At 35.0% G+C, this 16,309-nt stretch carries 13 protein-coding genes and 1 pseudogene; 4 read left to right on the top strand and 10 right to left on the bottom strand.

Going from position 1 to position 16,309, the window contains the following annotated elements; all coding sequences use genetic code 11:
* Positions 1–168: 168 nt before the first annotated feature.
* Both OGZ34_RS20715 and arsC read right to left on the bottom strand, forming a co-directional pair.
* The gene (locus OGZ34_RS20715) at positions 169–2,640 is read right to left on the bottom strand and encodes an outer membrane beta-barrel family protein (RefSeq protein WP_263361576.1); all 2,472 of its coding nucleotides are present in this window, start codon (positions 2,638–2,640) and stop codon (positions 169–171) included.
* 89 nt (positions 2,641–2,729) lie between these two features.
* Entirely contained in the window at positions 2,730–3,080 is a 351-nt protein-coding gene (arsC, locus tag OGZ34_RS20710) for an arsenate reductase (glutaredoxin) (protein ID WP_173967995.1), read from the bottom strand.
* A gap of 113 nt (positions 3,081–3,193) precedes the next feature.
* On the opposite strand from arsC, the gene OGZ34_RS20705 reads away from it, so the two are divergent.
* Both OGZ34_RS20705 and OGZ34_RS20700 read left to right on the top strand, forming a co-directional pair.
* Positions 3,194–4,126 carry a CPBP family intramembrane glutamic endopeptidase gene (locus OGZ34_RS20705; protein WP_263361575.1) on the top strand — a complete coding sequence of 311 codons (933 nt, stop codon included), beginning with the start codon at positions 3,194–3,196 and terminating at the stop codon, positions 4,124–4,126.
* Between the two features lie 11 nt (positions 4,127–4,137).
* Positions 4,138–5,178, top strand: a complete 1,041-nt coding sequence (locus OGZ34_RS20700; RefSeq protein ID WP_263361574.1) for an AMP-binding protein — start codon at positions 4,138–4,140, stop codon at positions 5,176–5,178.
* A 362-nt stretch (positions 5,179–5,540) separates the two neighbouring features.
* On the opposite strand, the gene OGZ34_RS20695 is transcribed toward OGZ34_RS20700, so the two are convergent.
* The 3 genes from OGZ34_RS20695 to OGZ34_RS20685 form a co-directional block, all read right to left on the bottom strand.
* Complete coding sequence (locus OGZ34_RS20695; RefSeq protein ID WP_263361573.1) at positions 5,541–6,755, bottom strand: RsmB/NOP family class I SAM-dependent RNA methyltransferase; 1,215 nt, start codon at positions 6,753–6,755, stop codon at positions 5,541–5,543.
* Positions 6,756–6,899: 144 nt separating this feature from the next.
* Positions 6,900–8,873 carry a KUP/HAK/KT family potassium transporter gene (locus OGZ34_RS20690; protein ID WP_173968000.1) on the bottom strand — a complete coding sequence of 658 codons (1,974 nt, stop codon included), beginning with the start codon at positions 8,871–8,873 and terminating at the stop codon, positions 6,900–6,902.
* A gap of 134 nt (positions 8,874–9,007) precedes the next feature.
* Positions 9,008–10,234 (bottom strand): hypothetical protein, encoded by a 1,227-nt coding sequence (locus tag OGZ34_RS20685; RefSeq protein WP_263361572.1) that lies wholly within the window; start codon positions 10,232–10,234, stop codon positions 9,008–9,010.
* 118 nt (positions 10,235–10,352) lie between these two features.
* Between OGZ34_RS20685 and OGZ34_RS20680 the strand changes: the two genes are divergently transcribed.
* Positions 10,353–11,414, top strand: a complete 1,062-nt coding sequence (locus OGZ34_RS20680) for a beta propeller repeat protein (protein WP_173968002.1) — start codon at positions 10,353–10,355, stop codon at positions 11,412–11,414.
* A gap of 69 nt (positions 11,415–11,483) precedes the next feature.
* Here the strand turns inward: OGZ34_RS20680 and OGZ34_RS20675 are convergent, their stop codons facing one another.
* The 4 genes from OGZ34_RS20675 to OGZ34_RS20660 form a co-directional block, all read right to left on the bottom strand.
* Complete coding sequence (locus OGZ34_RS20675) at positions 11,484–11,942, bottom strand: sensor of ECF-type sigma factor (RefSeq protein WP_173968003.1); 459 nt, start codon at positions 11,940–11,942, stop codon at positions 11,484–11,486.
* Positions 11,943–11,959: 17 nt separating this feature from the next.
* A complete protein-coding gene (locus OGZ34_RS20670; RefSeq protein WP_263361571.1) occupies positions 11,960–12,376 on the bottom strand; it encodes a hypothetical protein in 417 nt (138 codons plus the stop codon).
* 33 nt (positions 12,377–12,409) lie between these two features.
* Complete coding sequence (locus OGZ34_RS20665) at positions 12,410–12,952, bottom strand: RNA polymerase sigma factor (RefSeq protein WP_263361570.1); 543 nt, start codon at positions 12,950–12,952, stop codon at positions 12,410–12,412.
* 63 nt (positions 12,953–13,015) lie between these two features.
* On the bottom strand, positions 13,016–14,143 hold the full coding sequence (locus OGZ34_RS20660) for an SRPBCC family protein (protein WP_263361569.1): 1,128 nt from the start codon (positions 14,141–14,143) through the stop codon (positions 13,016–13,018).
* 429 nt (positions 14,144–14,572) lie between these two features.
* Here OGZ34_RS20660 and OGZ34_RS20650 point away from each other — a divergent pair.
* Positions 14,573–14,952: pseudogene (locus OGZ34_RS20650) on the top strand (pyrophosphohydrolase domain-containing protein).
* A 59-nt stretch (positions 14,953–15,011) separates the two neighbouring features.
* Here the strand turns inward: OGZ34_RS20650 and OGZ34_RS20645 are convergent.
* Positions 15,012–16,082 (bottom strand): branched-chain amino acid aminotransferase, encoded by a 1,071-nt coding sequence (locus OGZ34_RS20645; protein WP_263361568.1) that lies wholly within the window; start codon positions 16,080–16,082, stop codon positions 15,012–15,014.
* Between the last annotated feature and the right edge of the window lie 227 nt (positions 16,083–16,309).

Raw genomic sequence — 16,309 nt, 5'->3', positions numbered from 1 at the left:
AGTTGATTTCATAAAAAAGGACCCGTTTTTACGAGTCCTTTTTTTTATGCTATAAAATGAAATTTCAAATTCCAAATCCAAAATCCAAATTCAAAAAAAATCCAAATTCCAATTAAGTTTTACAAAATTGGAATTTGGATTTTTTCAGTTTGGATTTTAATCTAGATGTTATCCAGGGAATTCTCCACCGCCGTCACCATCATTTTTAGGTGCTCCCGGTTTTTCTCTGTCGCTTTTCGGTTTGTTGAAACGGTAGGTAAACGATAGATTGAATTGACGTCTACGGAACTGCATTTCGCTGTAAGATTTTTGACTTTCAAGAGTAGCGTCATTTTGAAGGTAGGTATACGATCTCATGACTCTGGAGTTAAAAATGTCACTGATATTAAAGGCAATTGTTGCTTTGTCTTTCAATACATCTTTACTGAAAGCTGTATTCATACCAAATTGGTCTAAGATTTTACCTTGTGCTGTTTTTTGCTCGCCATTGAAGGTACCGCTTAACTGCCAGTCAATTTTATAGGGTAACGTAACTTTTGAGCTGATTCTTGCGAACCAGGTGTTGGCTTGATTATTAAGGTTTTGCACAATGGTTTTGCCTTCGGTATCTACATAAGTGTTTTCTCCGGTTGTTTTTACATTGTAAAGGTTGAAGTTACTGTTTAGTTTCCACCATTTATACGGACTGTAATTGAAGGTGAATTCGAAACCATATTTTTGCTCTTTTCCTAAGTTAATAGGACGGCTTAGAATAACAGGAATTCCGTCTACTTGGTCTCCATTTGGAGTTCTGACAAAGCTGAAAACATCTTTTGTGTTTTCGAAATAAGCAGAAGTGCTAAACGTTACTTTTTCCCATCTTTTGATATATCCTACATCAAATTTATCGGTTAATGATGGATCCAGATCCGGATTTCCCTGAAAAATATTAATGTTACTAGCGTAATTAAGGGCCGGATTCATGAAACGTCCTCTGGGTCTTGATACACGTTTACTATAGCTGGCTGTAAAATTACTCTGATCTGAAATTTCATAGCTAACAAAAGCACTTGGAAACAAGTTGTTGTATTTTTTGGTGTTAAAAACACTGTTGTCTAATAGGTTTACCTGAATATTAGTGTCTTCCCATCGTAAGCCAAATAAATAAGAGAATTTATTAACTTTCAGACCATATTGCGCGTAAAGGGCATTGATGTTTTCTTTGTACTCTAAAGTGTTTGATTTTTTTGGATCTATAACATAGTTTCCATTGATGAGGTTTGTAACGTTGTATTCGTTGTTTAAGTCTCCAAAATTTCCTTTGTATCCAGCCTCAAACTGGCTTCCTTTTCCTAATGGAAGAACATAATCAGCCTGAAGTTGTACTTGTTTTTGTACCTGATCGTTTAGAGTAGTATTAGAGGTAGGTAATGCTGTAATAATACCGTCACTGTCATCTGTATTTCTTGAAATCGATAAATCGGCAGTAAGTTTGTGTCCTTTGTCGTTGAAATTTTTGATTAAGTTCGAAGTAAATTCTACGTTTTCGCTTCCGGTATCGGCATTGTTTAAACGAGAAGTGGTTCCTGTAAAAGCACGAGCGGCATCAAAGTTATTGTAGTTAATATAATCTTTGTCCTCGCCTGAGTTTTTTTGATAATTAATGGCGTTGGTCCAGAAGGTGTTAGATGCCACTGTCCATTCCATTCCAGCCCTTGCATTAAAGCCGTTTCTAATTCTTTTAGTGTCTCGATCTTCGTCTAAATAACCTTTTGGAGATCCGTCAGCATTATAATAGGAGGTATTGGTTAATCCTCTACCTTCATTGGTTCTGTAGTTGTAACCCGCTGTAGTGAAATAGTTGAATTTTTCGGTTTTATAATTTAAGTTGGCACTTAAACCATAAGTTTCAGGAAGTCCGGTTGAGGCGATAAAAGTTCCGTTAAAGCCTTGGTTTTTTCCTTTTTTAAGAATAATATTGATAATTCCCGATCCTCCCTCTGCATCATAACGTGCCGATGGGTTGGTGATTACTTCTACTTTGTCAATAGCATCGGCTGGAAGCTGACGTAAAGCTTCGGCTACATTGATGGCATTTGAAGGTCTTCCGTCAATTAAAATTCGGATATTATCACTGCCTCGTAAGCTTACATTTCCTTCAGTGTCTACAGAAACTGAAGGAACATTGTCTAAAACGTCACTTACAGTTCCGCCTTTTACCATCATGTCCTGTCCAACGTTGTAAACTTTTTTGTCCAGTTTTATTTCAACGCTTGATTTTTCAGCACGAACGACAACTTCGTTTAACTGCGCAGCATCTTCCGATAGATTAACAATGCCTAAAGTAGTGTCTCCGGAAATTGTTTTTCCTTTGATTAAAGTGGGTTTGAACGAAATAAATTCAACTTTTATATCGTAAGTCCCCGGTGCAACAGCCACGTCAAACTCTCCTTTTGGATTGGTGATTCCACCAGCTATAACTTTGGTGTCATTTGGAGCTGTGATCGAAATGGTAGCATATTCAAGAGGTTGTTTGCTTATTTTTTCGAAAACTTTCCCGGTAACTTTTACCTTGTTTTTAGCAGGTGGTGCCTGTTGTGCATAGTTGTAGAAACTTGTAAGAAAGGATACAAGTAATACAGCAAATTTGATTTTCTTCATTGTGATTTTTGGTTTCAATTACTCTTTAGACGGCAAATGTAGCTTTTGGTTTAAAGAGAAAAATCACAAAAATATGTTAATATGGTTCTTTATAATTGATCTAAAAAAGAAGCTACCAAATCCGGATCTCTTCCAATGATAGCTTTGCCGTCTTTTACAACAATTGGGCGCTCGATTAAAATAGGATGTTCCACCATAGCGGCTATAATTTGGTCGTTGGTCAGGTTTTTTCCTTTGTAGTTATCAATCCATACTTTTTCTTTAATTCTTACCAATTGCAGGGGCTGAAGGTTTAGTTTTTTAAGAAGTTCTTTTAACTCATTAAAGTCCGGAGTTTCGGTGAGATAGGGAATGATTTGGAATTCCTGTTTTGTTTTTTCGATAAAAGCCAGACAGGTTCTTGATTTTCCACAACGTGGGTTATGATAAATTTGTATCATTTTGATATATTTAAATTGCTGTAAGATAATTAAACTAAAAATAGGTATTTTAGCAGTGCCAAAAATAAGATTTAGTTATTAAATCGAATTCTCATTTTTAAATTATTATAAGTATGTTTTTAGAACAAGGAATTAAACCTCACAATAAGTTCTGGTTGTATCTTTTAGGATCGGTTTTAATAATTTTAGCGTCATTTATTGGTCAAATTCCTTTTTCTGTTGCGGTATTTTATAAAAGTTACATTTCCGGAGAATCTTTTCCTGTTGATAATGGAGCAGTAATGAGTATGTTTGAACTTAATCTCACGTTGTTTTTGGTGATGATTTCTTTTGTTTTTGCATTTGCAGGAGTGTATTATGTGGTAAAATATTTGCACCGTCAGACTTTTTTATCAGTTACTACTTCTAGATCGAAGGTAGATTGGAGACGGATAAGCTTTTCTTTTTTACTATGGGCTTTGTTCTCTGTTTTAAGCTTTCTGGCACTTTATCTGAATGCTCCCGAGAAGTTTGTTTGGAATTTTAAACTCGTCCCTTTTTTAATTTTAGTGGTTTTAGCTACGCTATTAATACCTATACAAACCTCTACCGAAGAATATGTTTTTAGAGGATACCTGATGCAGGGGTTCGCTAATTTGGCTCAAAACAGGTGGTTTCCGCTCCTAATGACTTCGCTGATATTTGGTTCGATGCACATTCTTAATCCCGAAGTCGAAAAAATGGGGTATATAGTGATGGTGTATTATATAGGGACCGGTTTGTTTCTGGGTGTAATTACCTTAATGGATGAGGGGATGGAATTGGCGTTAGGTTTTCATGCGGCAAATAATTTAGTGGGAGCTTTATTAGTGACCTCCGATTGGTCTGTTTTTCAAACGCATTCGCTTTTTAAAGATACCTCAGAGCCTTCGGCGGGCTGGGATGTAATACTGCCGGTAGTGGTGGTTTATCCTATTTTGCTTTTTATTTTTAGCAAAAAATACAAATGGAACAATTGGAAAGAAAAATTAACGGGTAATATAGTTGTTGTAGAATCTTCAAATTAAAACATACAGTCATGTCAAAACTAACACATAAAAATGTCCATAATTATTTTAAGTTGAATGGTTATCATTTAAATGGAAAGGATTTATGCCGCATAGGGTATAGTTACATCAAAGAAGGAGATGTGTACGAGAGGGCCATTGGTGAATTTTTGCTGGACTGGTTCGATAAGAAAGACTTTATTGAAATGACAACTTCGGGTACAACCGGGCTTCCGAAATTAGTACGCTTAGAAAAACAGGCTATGATTCAGTCGGCTCTGGCAACAGGTGATTTTTTCGGTCTGAAGCCTGGTGACAAGGCATTGCTTTGTTTGCCTACACAGTTTATTGCCGGAAAAATGATGCTGGTTCGAAGTTTAATTTTAGGTTTGGATATTGATGTGGTATCACCAAGTACAGCGCCTTTGGCTTTAAATAAAACACAATATGATTTTGTTGCCATGGTGCCTTTACAAGTCCAGAATTCTATAGCAGGATTAAAGAATGTAAAGAAGCTAATCATTGGTGGTGCTAAAATCGACAGTGCGCTGGAAGAGCAATTACTGCCATTAAAAACACAGATTTACGAAACTTACGGTATGACGGAAACTATTACGCATATCGCTGCTAAAAGAGTGGGAGAAAAGGCGTTCTCGATTCTTCCGAATGTAAAAATAAGCAAAGACGATCGCGATTGTCTGGTTATTCATCTGCCTTCGGTTTCTAACGAGCCTATCGTGACAAATGATTTGGTGGAATTGGTGAATGAAAACCAGTTTGTGTTTTTGGGACGAATCGATAATGTAGTGAATAGCGGAGGAGTGAAGTTGATTCCGGAGCAGATAGAAAGTAAGTTGATAGGGAAAATAAACAGTCGGTTTTTTGTAACCGGAGTTCCGGATACCGTTTTGGGAGAGAAGTTAATTTTGGTGATAGAAGGAGAGAAGCAAGAGTTTGCTCCCGATTTTTTTGATGTATTGGGAAAATATGAAAAACCAAAGGAGATTGTTTTTGTTCCGAAATTTAAAGAAAACGAGAACGGGAAACTGTTGCGTAAGCCTAGTTTGGTGTAGAAAAAACACTTTGCCGAAAGTAAGAAAAATCAGCTATATTTATAAGGTATTAACTTTAAAACCTAATAATTATGAAATTTATCTTAAATCTAACAAATGTTGAGCAATTGAGTAAGAGCGAATTAAAGCAAATTAAAGGCGGTGATTTTATTTATTATTTAAATGGCTACCAATTGCGATGTTCCAAGCAGTTAACACAACCGCCAACCTGTGGCAACATCCCACCATATTGTTTGATTTCACCAGATATGTGTCCAAATTGATCCTTGGTAAACAATAGAAAAAAGAAATTCCAAATTCCAACTTTATCGTTTGGAATTTGGAATTTTAAATTTAGGCTTTTTTATGGTAAAACTTTAGTGTTATGCCTTTCTCTCTAAAAGCGCCATATAGAATCCGTCAAATCCAGATTCTGAGGCTAGTATTTTACGATCTTTAATAAATGTAAATTGTTTTCCGATTTCGGTCTTTAAGAATTTCTCTACCTGTTCCTGATTTTCTGATGGTAAAACGGAACAAGTGGCATAAACTAATTTTCCACCCGGTTTTACAATTTTCGAATAGCTTTCCAAAACTTCAGCCTGAACTTTACGAATGTTATCGATAAACTCCGGTTGTAATTTCCATTTTGCATCAGGGTTTCTTTTTAAAACTCCTAAACCGCTACATGGTGCATCAATTAAAACACGATCGGCTTTTTCGTGCAACTTTTTGATCACTTTTGTAGTGTCAATAATACGGTATTCAATATTAAAGGCGCCATTTCTTTTGGCTCTCAATTTTAATTGTTTCAGTTTGCTTTCGTACAAATCCATTGCAATCAATTGCCCTTTGTTTTCCATCAACGAAGCAATGTGTAATGTTTTTCCTCCGGCTCCGGCACACGTATCTACCACACGCATTCCTGGTTTTACATCCAGAAAACCCGCTACTAATTGTGAGTTGGCATCCTGAACTTCAAATAAACCTTGTTTAAAAGCGTCCGTCAAAAATACGTTGGCTCTTTCTTTTAAAACTAAAGCTTCTGGTTGATCTTTTAAATATTCAGTTTCAATATTTAAATCCATCAAGGTGTTTCTTAAGTTTTCTTTAGTACCTTTCAGTGTATTGGTTCTTAAGATAACTTTTGCAGGTTGATTTTGAGCCGCAATTTCTTTTGACCAAACGGCCTCTCCTAATTCTTTTACTCCTAATTCATCCATCCAGTCCGGAATAGATTCTCTAAAAGCTCTGGTTTTAGAAAGTTCGTCAAAACGACCTTTTATTTTTCTCTCAGGAGTTCCTTCCAATTGTCTCCAATCCGGAATAGGGTATCCTCTTAAAACAGCCCAAACCGCAAACATTCTCCATAAATTATCTCTGTCGAACGGTTCTTTAACTTCTGCAATTTCTGCGTATAATCTTTTCCAACGAACAATTTCGTATATCGTTTCAGCAACAAACTTCCTGTCAGAACTTCCCCAACGTTTGTCTTTTTTTAAGGCTCTGGCTACCACTTTATCCGCATATTCTCCTTCATTGAAAATTGCGTTTAAAGAATCGATGGTAGTATAAACTAAATTTCTGTGTAATCTCATTTTAATTATTTGAGTTGCAAAGGTACTATTAATTGATTGAAAGTTAAATTTTTAATTTTGATTGTTATTTAACTTCTTTTTTAAAAGAAAAAAAACACTCTAATAAGGTTTAAAAGAGTGTTTTTGAGTATGTTTTTAAATGATTTATTTTGTAATTCTTGTCAGTCCAATATTCTCCGGAGCGTGAAGCACCATTGGGAATTTCTCTATTTTTACGGAACTACTGTCTAAACCAAAAGCTCTTTCTTCAGATAAACTCAGTTTTTTAATGAAGAAATAAGAGTTCATAATGATGTTTTCATGCCATCTTAAATCGTTGTCATTGGATAAAAACTTCTCCGACAGTACAAATTTAAAGTCACCAATGATATTGTTTTTGTTTAAAGATTCGTAACGGCTGGTGATGTCTACTTCGCCACGTTTTACCATATCACGAATTACTTCTCTAAACATTAAATTGATTTTGGTAGGCTCTCTGAATCCTAAATTAAAATCGATTCTGTAAATATCGTCTTTAGCAATTTCGGTAACCTTGTATTGTGTTTTGTACGGTTCTGTTAAAATGTTGACGTGTACAAACCAGTATATGTCAGCTCTTTTCGGGCGTTTTTGTAAAATCGAGTAAATGACTTTTTCTTCTAATTCATCAACACGATTGGCGTTGGTCATATAAACCAGGTGCGTTGCGTATTTTGGTATCGATAAGTCTTCACTCAATTCCATTAACACCTTCTTATAATCGTCAATTTTGATGATTTTAGTATAGCTCTTATTGATTTTCTTAGCCAGATACCAGATCGTCATGATCGAGATCAGAAGGATTGCAATGATTAAAGTTACATAACCACCTTCGGCAAATTTAGTAATGTTAGCAATCAGGAAGCTGAATTCAATCAGTAAATAAATAGTGATTAACGGCACCATTAGGTACAATTTTACACGTTTCATTATCAAATAATAATTCAGTAAAATAGTAGTCATAATCATGCATAATATAATCGCAAGACCGTAGGCATGCTCCATATTTCCTGATTTCTGAAAGTGTAAAACGATTCCAACACAACCAAAAAACAACAACCAATTAATTGATGGTATATACAATTGACCTTTTACTTCTGTAGGATATTTAATTTTAACTTTTGGCCAGAAATTTAAACGCATTGCTTCGTTGATCAAAGTAAATGACCCACTGATAAGTGCCTGGGAAGCAATTACCGCAGCCAAAGTTGCTACTACAATTCCGAAAGGAAGAAACCAGTGTGGCATAATTAAATAGAACGGATTTCCGTTTTCTCCACCTAGTTGTTGCAGTGTGCTGCCTTCATGATGTATTAAATAAGCAGCCTGTCCAAAATAGTTTAATACCAGCGCAGTTTTTACAAATACCCAGCTGATTCGGATATTTTTTCTTCCGCAGTGCCCCATATCAGAGTACAATGCTTCGGCACCTGTTGTACATAAAAACACAAAACCAAGTACAAAGAAACCATCAGGATGTATAGACAATAAATGATAAGCATAATACGGATTTACCGCTTTGATAACTTCAGGATGCTTTAGGATTTGAATCGTTCCCAGCGTTCCCAACATGGCAAACCAGATTAACATCATTGGAGCGAAAAACTTTCCAACGAGCTTGGTTCCAAATTGTTGTATGGTAAAAAGAATGAATAAGATTCCGATAACGATGTAAACAATGGTCTCTGTTTGCATGGTTGGATAGAACGCTCTGATTCCTTCTACAGCAGACGAAATCGAAATGGGTGGCGTTATAATTCCATCGGCGAGTAAGGCACTTCCTCCGATGATGGCGGGCACAATGAGCCACTGAATTTTAGTTTTTTTGACCAGTGCATATAAGGCAAAAATCCCACCTTCCCCATGATTGTCGGCACTTAAAGTAATAAGTACATACTTTATCGTAGTTTGTAAAGTCAAAGTCCAAAAAACGCATGAAATTCCACCAAGAACAATATCAGAATTAATGGCATAATCACCAAGTATGGCTTTCATTACATATAATGGAGAAGTACCAATATCTCCATAAATAATTCCTAATGTTATCAATAAACCTCCTATAGACAACTTACTATGTAAGTTTTTATGCGATGCGCTCATGTATATTTTTATAAAAGACGGTTGCAAATTTACTGTTTTAAAACAAACTAACCTCAATTATAACTAAAAAGATAAAAAAAAGCACAATCGTCAAATTGTGCTTTTGATTTTTACAGGGAAATGCAATTTTTATATTAAATTCTTCTGCCGTCACTGCTTCTGCCGCCCGAACCGCTTTCTCTTTGTGGTTCACTGCTTCTGGACTCCTGACTTGCTCTTGGAGCTTCGTAACGTTGCGTGCTTTGAGAGCTTTGCTGTCTCGCTGAATTTCCTCTATTTTCAGAATAATTTCTGGACGATTCTGTTCTTTGAGGAGTCGAAACCCTTTCGGTATTACCATAAGATTGTGAATTTCCTCTGGAAGCATTTGAATTGTTTTGACTGTAATCTCTTCTGTTTTCGCTTCTTCCTGAACTTTCAACTCTTGCAGGATTTGTGTTTACACCTGAGTAGTCTCTGTTTGAAGAAATGGTACGATTCGTAGTGTAATTTCTGTCGGAAGAACTTCTGTTTTCCGAATAATTTCTGTTGGTCGTACGGTCATTTGTAGTAGATACTCGGTCTGAATTAGATCGGTTTGTATTGTACGTATTTTGATTTCTTCCATATTCTCTGGTTGTAACACGTCTTTGATCCAGATCGTATCGGTTGCTGGCGTTAGAATTTCTCTGAGCAAAGCTGTAGTCAGGACGTCTTGTTTCGTAACCGTAGGTACGTCTCGTTTCATACAAAACAGGAGCTCTGTAACTTCTTCTCGTATTTACATAGTTGTAGCTATTGTTTACATTGATACACAGATTGATATTGTTTCTGTATCTGTAAATCGGATAGGGTCTCCAGGCGGAATAATATCTTGGATAGTAATTCCAACCCCAACTAGAATAATAAGGTCTGTAATTGGTTACCCAAAACGAAGTGTAAATTACGGGAACCACATTATAAACCGGTTCGTAAATATAATTGGCACCATATAAGTAACTGTTACCAACAATTTGCACACTTACTTTGTTGTAATTGTCTCTTTCTACATCAATTGTTGCAATATCCTGATAAACATCGCGATCTAAAACCGCCTGAATAATGACAACGTGAGTTCTGTTTTCTACAGATTCGATTACACGTAAATAATCGACCTGATTATCGTCGTTTAAATCAAGATTTGAGATTTGGTATCTGGGGTCATTCAAACGTCTTTCGAAATCCTGTAAATTCGCTGATTCCCCAAACATAGAAGCAACAGCTCTTAAGTCTAAATTATCGCTTATATCTGAATTTTTTGCATATACAGTAGTTTGACTTTGTACTTGAACAGAACTCAAACCTATTATAAGGAGGGCTATAAAAAGTAGTTTAGTTTTCATTTTCAAATCATATTAAGATTAATATTTGGAGGTATCCAATTACTGTGCCAGAAAAAAAAGCGAAACTTATTTCAGGTGTTATAAATAATTGTATTTTAGCGCTAAAAAACTAGTTTATATGAGAAAAGTAATATTATTTTTAGGTGCTTTAATTTTATTGATGTCTTTTAAAACCTTGAATAATAGTGGGAAGGGGATTTTTAACACGGGTTTTACATCAATTCAGATAGATACTTTATTTCAGGATAAAATTAGTATTAGAGCCATCTCAATCGATAAAAATAAAATTTGGTATGGGGCGGATAATTCTCGTTTTGGATTTTATGATTTAGATAAAAAAGAAAAGTTTGAAGATCATATTTATCGTGATACTTTGAAATTGGAATTCAGAAGTATAGCTCAAAATGCAAACAATATCTTTTTGTTAAGTGTAGGGAATCCTGCATTGCTTTATCAGGTTTCGAAAAAAACACAAAAAGTTAAATTGGTATATAAAGAAGTTAATCCGAAAGTGTTTTATGATAGTATGCAGTTTTGGAATGATAAAGAAGGAATTGCGATTGGAGATCCTACAGAGGATACTTTTTCAATTATTATAACGCGTGACGGAGGAGAAACGTGGACTAAAGTATTATCAGATAAATTGCCTACAAATGCAGAGGGCGAAGCAGCCTTTGCGGCCAGTAATTCTAATATTGTCATAAAAGGTAGTGATACCTGGCTGGTTTCGGGAGGTAAAAAAGCACGTGTTTTTTATTCACCAGACAAAGGGAGAACCTGGAAAGCAATTGAAACTCCAATCGTGCAGGGGAAAACCATGACCGGTATTTTTACAGCCGATTTTTATGATGCGAAACACGGATTTATTGCCGGTGGAGATTACGAACTTCCAAATCAAAAAAAGGATAATAAAGCTTTTACTACTGATGGTGGTAAAACCTGGCAGTTAATTGGTCAGGGCATGGGCTTTGGATATGCTTCCTGTGTGCAGTACGTTCCGGGAGGAAATGGTAAAGAAATTATATGCGTAGGTTCTGAAGGGATACAATATTCTCAAAATGGAGGAGAGAACTGGACCCAATTATCAACAGATACAAAACTTTTTACCATTCGTTTTGTGAACAGAAATACTGCAATTGCTGCGGGGCATAATAAAGTAATCCGAATCCGATTTAAATAAAATAACAAGAACCCCAAATAATAAAGTAAGTATTATTATATGGGGTTCTCGCTGCTGTTGTTTTGTTTATTAGTTTTTGCCGGCTTTGTCTCGATATTGTTTTAAAAGTTTACGATTAAAGTCGTCTTCTGATTTTTTTAATTTTAATATTTTCCTGGCAGAAAGTATCTTTTTTAAATTGCTATTATATTTGTCGCGAAGGATGTATAATTCTTTGTCTGCGCTTTCGATTTGTGATAGGAGTGATGCAGCTTCTTTTTCAGACATCGAGCTAATGTTGTCATCGTCTAATTTACGCAGATACATTTTCATTTTTTCGTGGCGCAATTCGTATTGCTTATCATCGTATGTATTGTAGATGGGCCAGAATTTTTCGGCTTCTGTTGAGGTTAGCTCAAGTTCTGTCGTTAAGAAAGAAACTTTATAAGCTTTAATTTTCTCCCGCTTTTCATCCGTTTTGTCACTCTGAGCATAAAAAGAGAAAGTAATAAAGAATAGAATTATTGGTAGTATATTTTTAATTTTCATCTTTTGAAATTTTTGTTTTATTCTGAAATTAAATTTTCGATATTTGGATTGGTAGCCAGGATGTCTTCAAGTGTTTCCTGTTCAAGGGCAACATTTTTATTGAGTTTATCAATGTCTTTATCATCCAGTTCACGAATCAAATCGTATTGATTTAAATTGGACTGATAGGACAAGTACGTTTCCAAAGTGTCTTCGTCAAGGTCTTTGGATGTTTTGTTGTAATTGTTTACTATAGGAATCAGTAACCCTATAAAAACAACCGCAGCAACCGCGATTGAAAGTACTTTTTTACGTTTGTAAATTGGGATTACTTTTATTTCTTTCTTTTCGTTTATTTGTTGTAAAACCTTTGTCGAAAAATCATCAAAATAATTTTCCGGAGTCTTAAACCCAGTTTTTATTTTCGGTTCGTTTTCTAATTTAAATGTTTTCATAATAGCTATTAGACAGTTGTTGTTACAAAAGGTTTAATTTGAGGTAACATATATTTCTATTTTTTTTACAGCGTGATGATAGGATGCTTTTAAAGCACCGACTGAAGTTCCTAGGATTTCGGCAATTTCTTCGTATTTTAATTCTTCAAAATATTTCATTTTAAAAACCAATTGCTGTTTTTCCGGTAAGGTCACAATTGCTTTTTGAAGTTTGATCTGAATTTCATCTCCGTCAAAATAAACATCTGCTTTTAAATTGTCGATAGTTTTATTCTGCAGGGCTTCAGAAGTTAATCCGTTTAGTTTTGCTTTTTGACTTAAAAATGTCAAAGCTTCATTGGTTGCTATTCGATACATCCACGAGAAAAGTTTGCTTTCCCCTTTAAAGTTTTTTAAGTACTGAAAGACTTTTACAAAAGTATTTTGCAAAACATCATCTGTATCGTCATGGTTTAAAACAATGTTTCGAATATGAGAATACAGCGGTTTTTGATAATCAGACACGAGTTTTTGAAACGCAGTATTTTGCGTTGCAGGATTTAATAATTGTTGAATAAATTCCTTCTCGTCTGCCAAATTTCGTTATTTATGGTATTAGAATGAATTTTAAACAAAAGGTTTAATACACCTTTAATTATTTTAGAATTCCGATTCTTCTTCAGGTGTTTTAGGGGTTTCTGCAGGTTTTACAGCTGCCGGATCGGTAGTGGCTGGTCTGTAAACAGGCACTTTGGCTACCGGAATTACTTTAGGTTTTGTTGGGTAGTAAATTTCGGTCATCAATTTCGACGGGCTTTTTACATCCAGTTTGCTCATGGTTAGAATTTCAAGATGCGACCAGCTTAAATCAGGAGTGATTTTTTCGTTATTGATAAAAGCAGTTGTTTTTTTAATGGCTTCATTAAGATGTGTATAATCGCCTTTTAAAGTAGTTTTTACCGCTTCAAAGCCATTTAGTTTTCCACCGGAAATGTCACTTCCTGATGTGGTTAAGATTTCTCGAATAGTAGGTAGGCAGATCGAAATTTTGGCCAGTCCGGTTGTGGTATCGTAGGTGTGGTAAATAATAAAAGGTTTGCCATTGGTCGATAAACCATTGTTTTTGCTAAACTCTATAAGTTTTGGAATAACGATTCTGGCATTCTTGCTTATTTTTCCAATTTCACTCGTAAACGTTTGTCTGATGTATGGAGTTTCGATTTTCTTTACCAGGCCGTTAACTTTTATAGAGTATGTTTTTGTTTCGTAATCTAAGTTTTTATCGATGTTTGCCAGACTTTTTTCATAAATAGTTCCAATCACTTTATCAGAACCTCCATTTAGAGCGGTATAGATTTTAAATAAAAAACTCATTGTTCCCGAGGCTTTCCAAGTCACTTTTGTTTTTCCGGCCAAAGTATCTTTAAAGGTCCAGTTTACATCAGCTTCCGTTCCGTCATATTTCATTTTTTGCTGAATGCTTTCTCCGTCCTTTGTTTTTAATGTAATGGCGTTTCCGTTTCCTTCAGAACCGGCCCAATAAAAAGAGGCGCCATTTCCGACAGTTTTATTAGGAAATGTCATTTTGATCGAAGGATCTTCGACAGACCAGGATTCAAAATCTTCATAATTTCTAAAATCATTAAGGTAATTGTATACCGTAGCTTTTGGTGAATTGATCACTTTGCTTCTTTCCACAGAAAAGATTCCTTTTTGTGTGGCAACAAAAACGGTAAGGGCAACAAGGCTTAATAATAGTAGTAGGAATAAATATTTAAGAATCTTCATTGTAGTGGTTTATTTGGAGTCGTAAAGTTATAAATTTATTACTAGTCGCACTAATAACACTTTGGTAAAAGTACATTTTATACCATTATCGGAAGAGAAAATCAAATAAAATGTACTGAAAATGGTTTTATTTGAAATCGAAAACTTTCTTTTCGGTCTTATCGTTTGAAGAAAAATTTAATTACAAATAAAATGGCAATAAAAAGTAAGAAGACGAGTAATACTTTATAATTCCCTTTGTAAAAAACCTTGTGTAAAGCAAGATCTTTTCGATAAGCGAATATCATTACGATTACGAATGCGATAAAAAAACAGAGGCCGAATATTAATTGTCCTTGACTAAACATAGTTGAAAATTATTTTTGGCAAATTTAGAGAATTGTATACGAATTGTTGCTAATTTGCCATCTCATTTAATCGAATAATATCATGAAAAAACAACTTGATGCAGTTACGGAATTTCATACTGCCTTCAGAATAGGACATAGTCTGGCTCCAATTGCTGATTTGGGAGAGACAAAAAACTGCTTCGTTATAATTTAATGAAGGAAGAAAATGAAGAATACCTGGAAGCGGTTCAGAATAATGATTTAGTTGAAATTGCTGATGCTCTTGGAGATATGATGTATATTTTGTGCGGAACCATTATCGAGCACGGTCTGCAGGATAAAATCGAAGCTGTTTTTGATGAAATTCAGCGTAGTAATATGAGTAAATTAGGAGAAGACGGGAAGCCAATTTACAGAGAAGATGGAAAAGTAATGAAAGGGCCAAACTATTTTAAGCCTGATTTTTCAAAATTGCTTTAGCATAAAAAACCCGACAGGTTTTAAAACTTGTCGGGTTTGTTTTATAGAGGTGTCTTTCGTTACTGTACTTTTACAGTCCAGCCAAAAGTATCTTCTGAAAGTTTATTTTGAAGACTTGTTAATTTTTCTTTCAATAAAGAAGCATAAGAATTCTCAAGTTGAGCCATTTCGTAATATACATCCTGATAAGAGAAACCTTTAATTACACTAATTACAGCTGCTGTTCCTGCTCCGAATATTTCTTTTAATGCTCCGCTTTTTGCAGCTTCTACCAATTCTGATACCAGAACCGGACGAACATCAACTTTAAGACCTTCTTTTTCTGCCATAGCAATCAAACTTTTTCTGGTGATACCATCTAAAATTCTTTCGCTTGTTGGAGCAGTCAGTAAAGTGTCGTTGATTCTAAAGAAAACGTTCATTGTTCCTGCTTCTTCCAGTTTTGTGTGCGTTGCATCATCAGTCCAGATTACCTGTTGGAAGCCGTCTTTGTTTGCCAGGTTAGTTGGGTAAAACTGTGCAGCGTAGTTTCCGGCAGCTTTTGCAGCTCCAATTCCTCCATTTGCAGCTCTACTGTAATGTTCGGCGATAATTACTTTTACTTCACCGGCATAATAAGACTGTGCAGGAGAAAGTAAAATCATGAATTTATATTCGTCAGAAGGATTTGCTACCACACCGGCACCAGTTGCAATCATAAATGGACGGATGTACATACTGCTTCCGTTTCCTTTTTGAATCCATTCGTGGTCAATTTTTAATAATTCATTCAAGCCGTCCATGAAAATGCTTTCCGGAATTTCTGGCATTGCCATACGAACCGCAGAATTGTTAAAACGTTTGAAATTTTCATCAGGTCTGAACAACCAAACATCGTTATTGTCATCTTTATAAGCTTTCATTCCTTCAAAAATAGCTTGTCCGTAGTGAAAGACTTTTGAAGAAGGGTCCATTAAAATTGGAGCATAAGGCTTAACGACAGGGTTTTGCCATTCTCCATTTTTAAAATCACATTCGAATAAATGGTCTGTAAAAACAGAACCAAAGCTTAGGTTTTGAAAGTCTACTCCGCTTATTTTCGACGAAGTTGCTTTTCTGATTTCAATTTTGTGTGTTTGAGTTGTACTCATAATTAATTATGTAAAGTTTTTTTAGGTAATTATCATTAATAGTGCAGAGAATCTAAAGCAATGATCTGCTGTGATATAGGTTTTACTGAATGCAAAATTAAGTAAAAATATATAATTTACTTAGTAAAACTGCATTATTTACGGGCTTTAACTGAGATTTATTTATCTTATAATAAAGTGAAAAAATTAAGACATTTTTATAAAGAATTTATGAAAAATGAACCGTT

Origin of the sequence: Flavobacterium collinsii (assembly GCF_946903285.1) — a bacterium.
Classification (GTDB): Bacteria; Bacteroidota; Bacteroidia; order Flavobacteriales; family Flavobacteriaceae; genus Flavobacterium; species Flavobacterium collinsii.
This window is presented reverse-complemented; position numbering and strand designations above follow the sequence as displayed.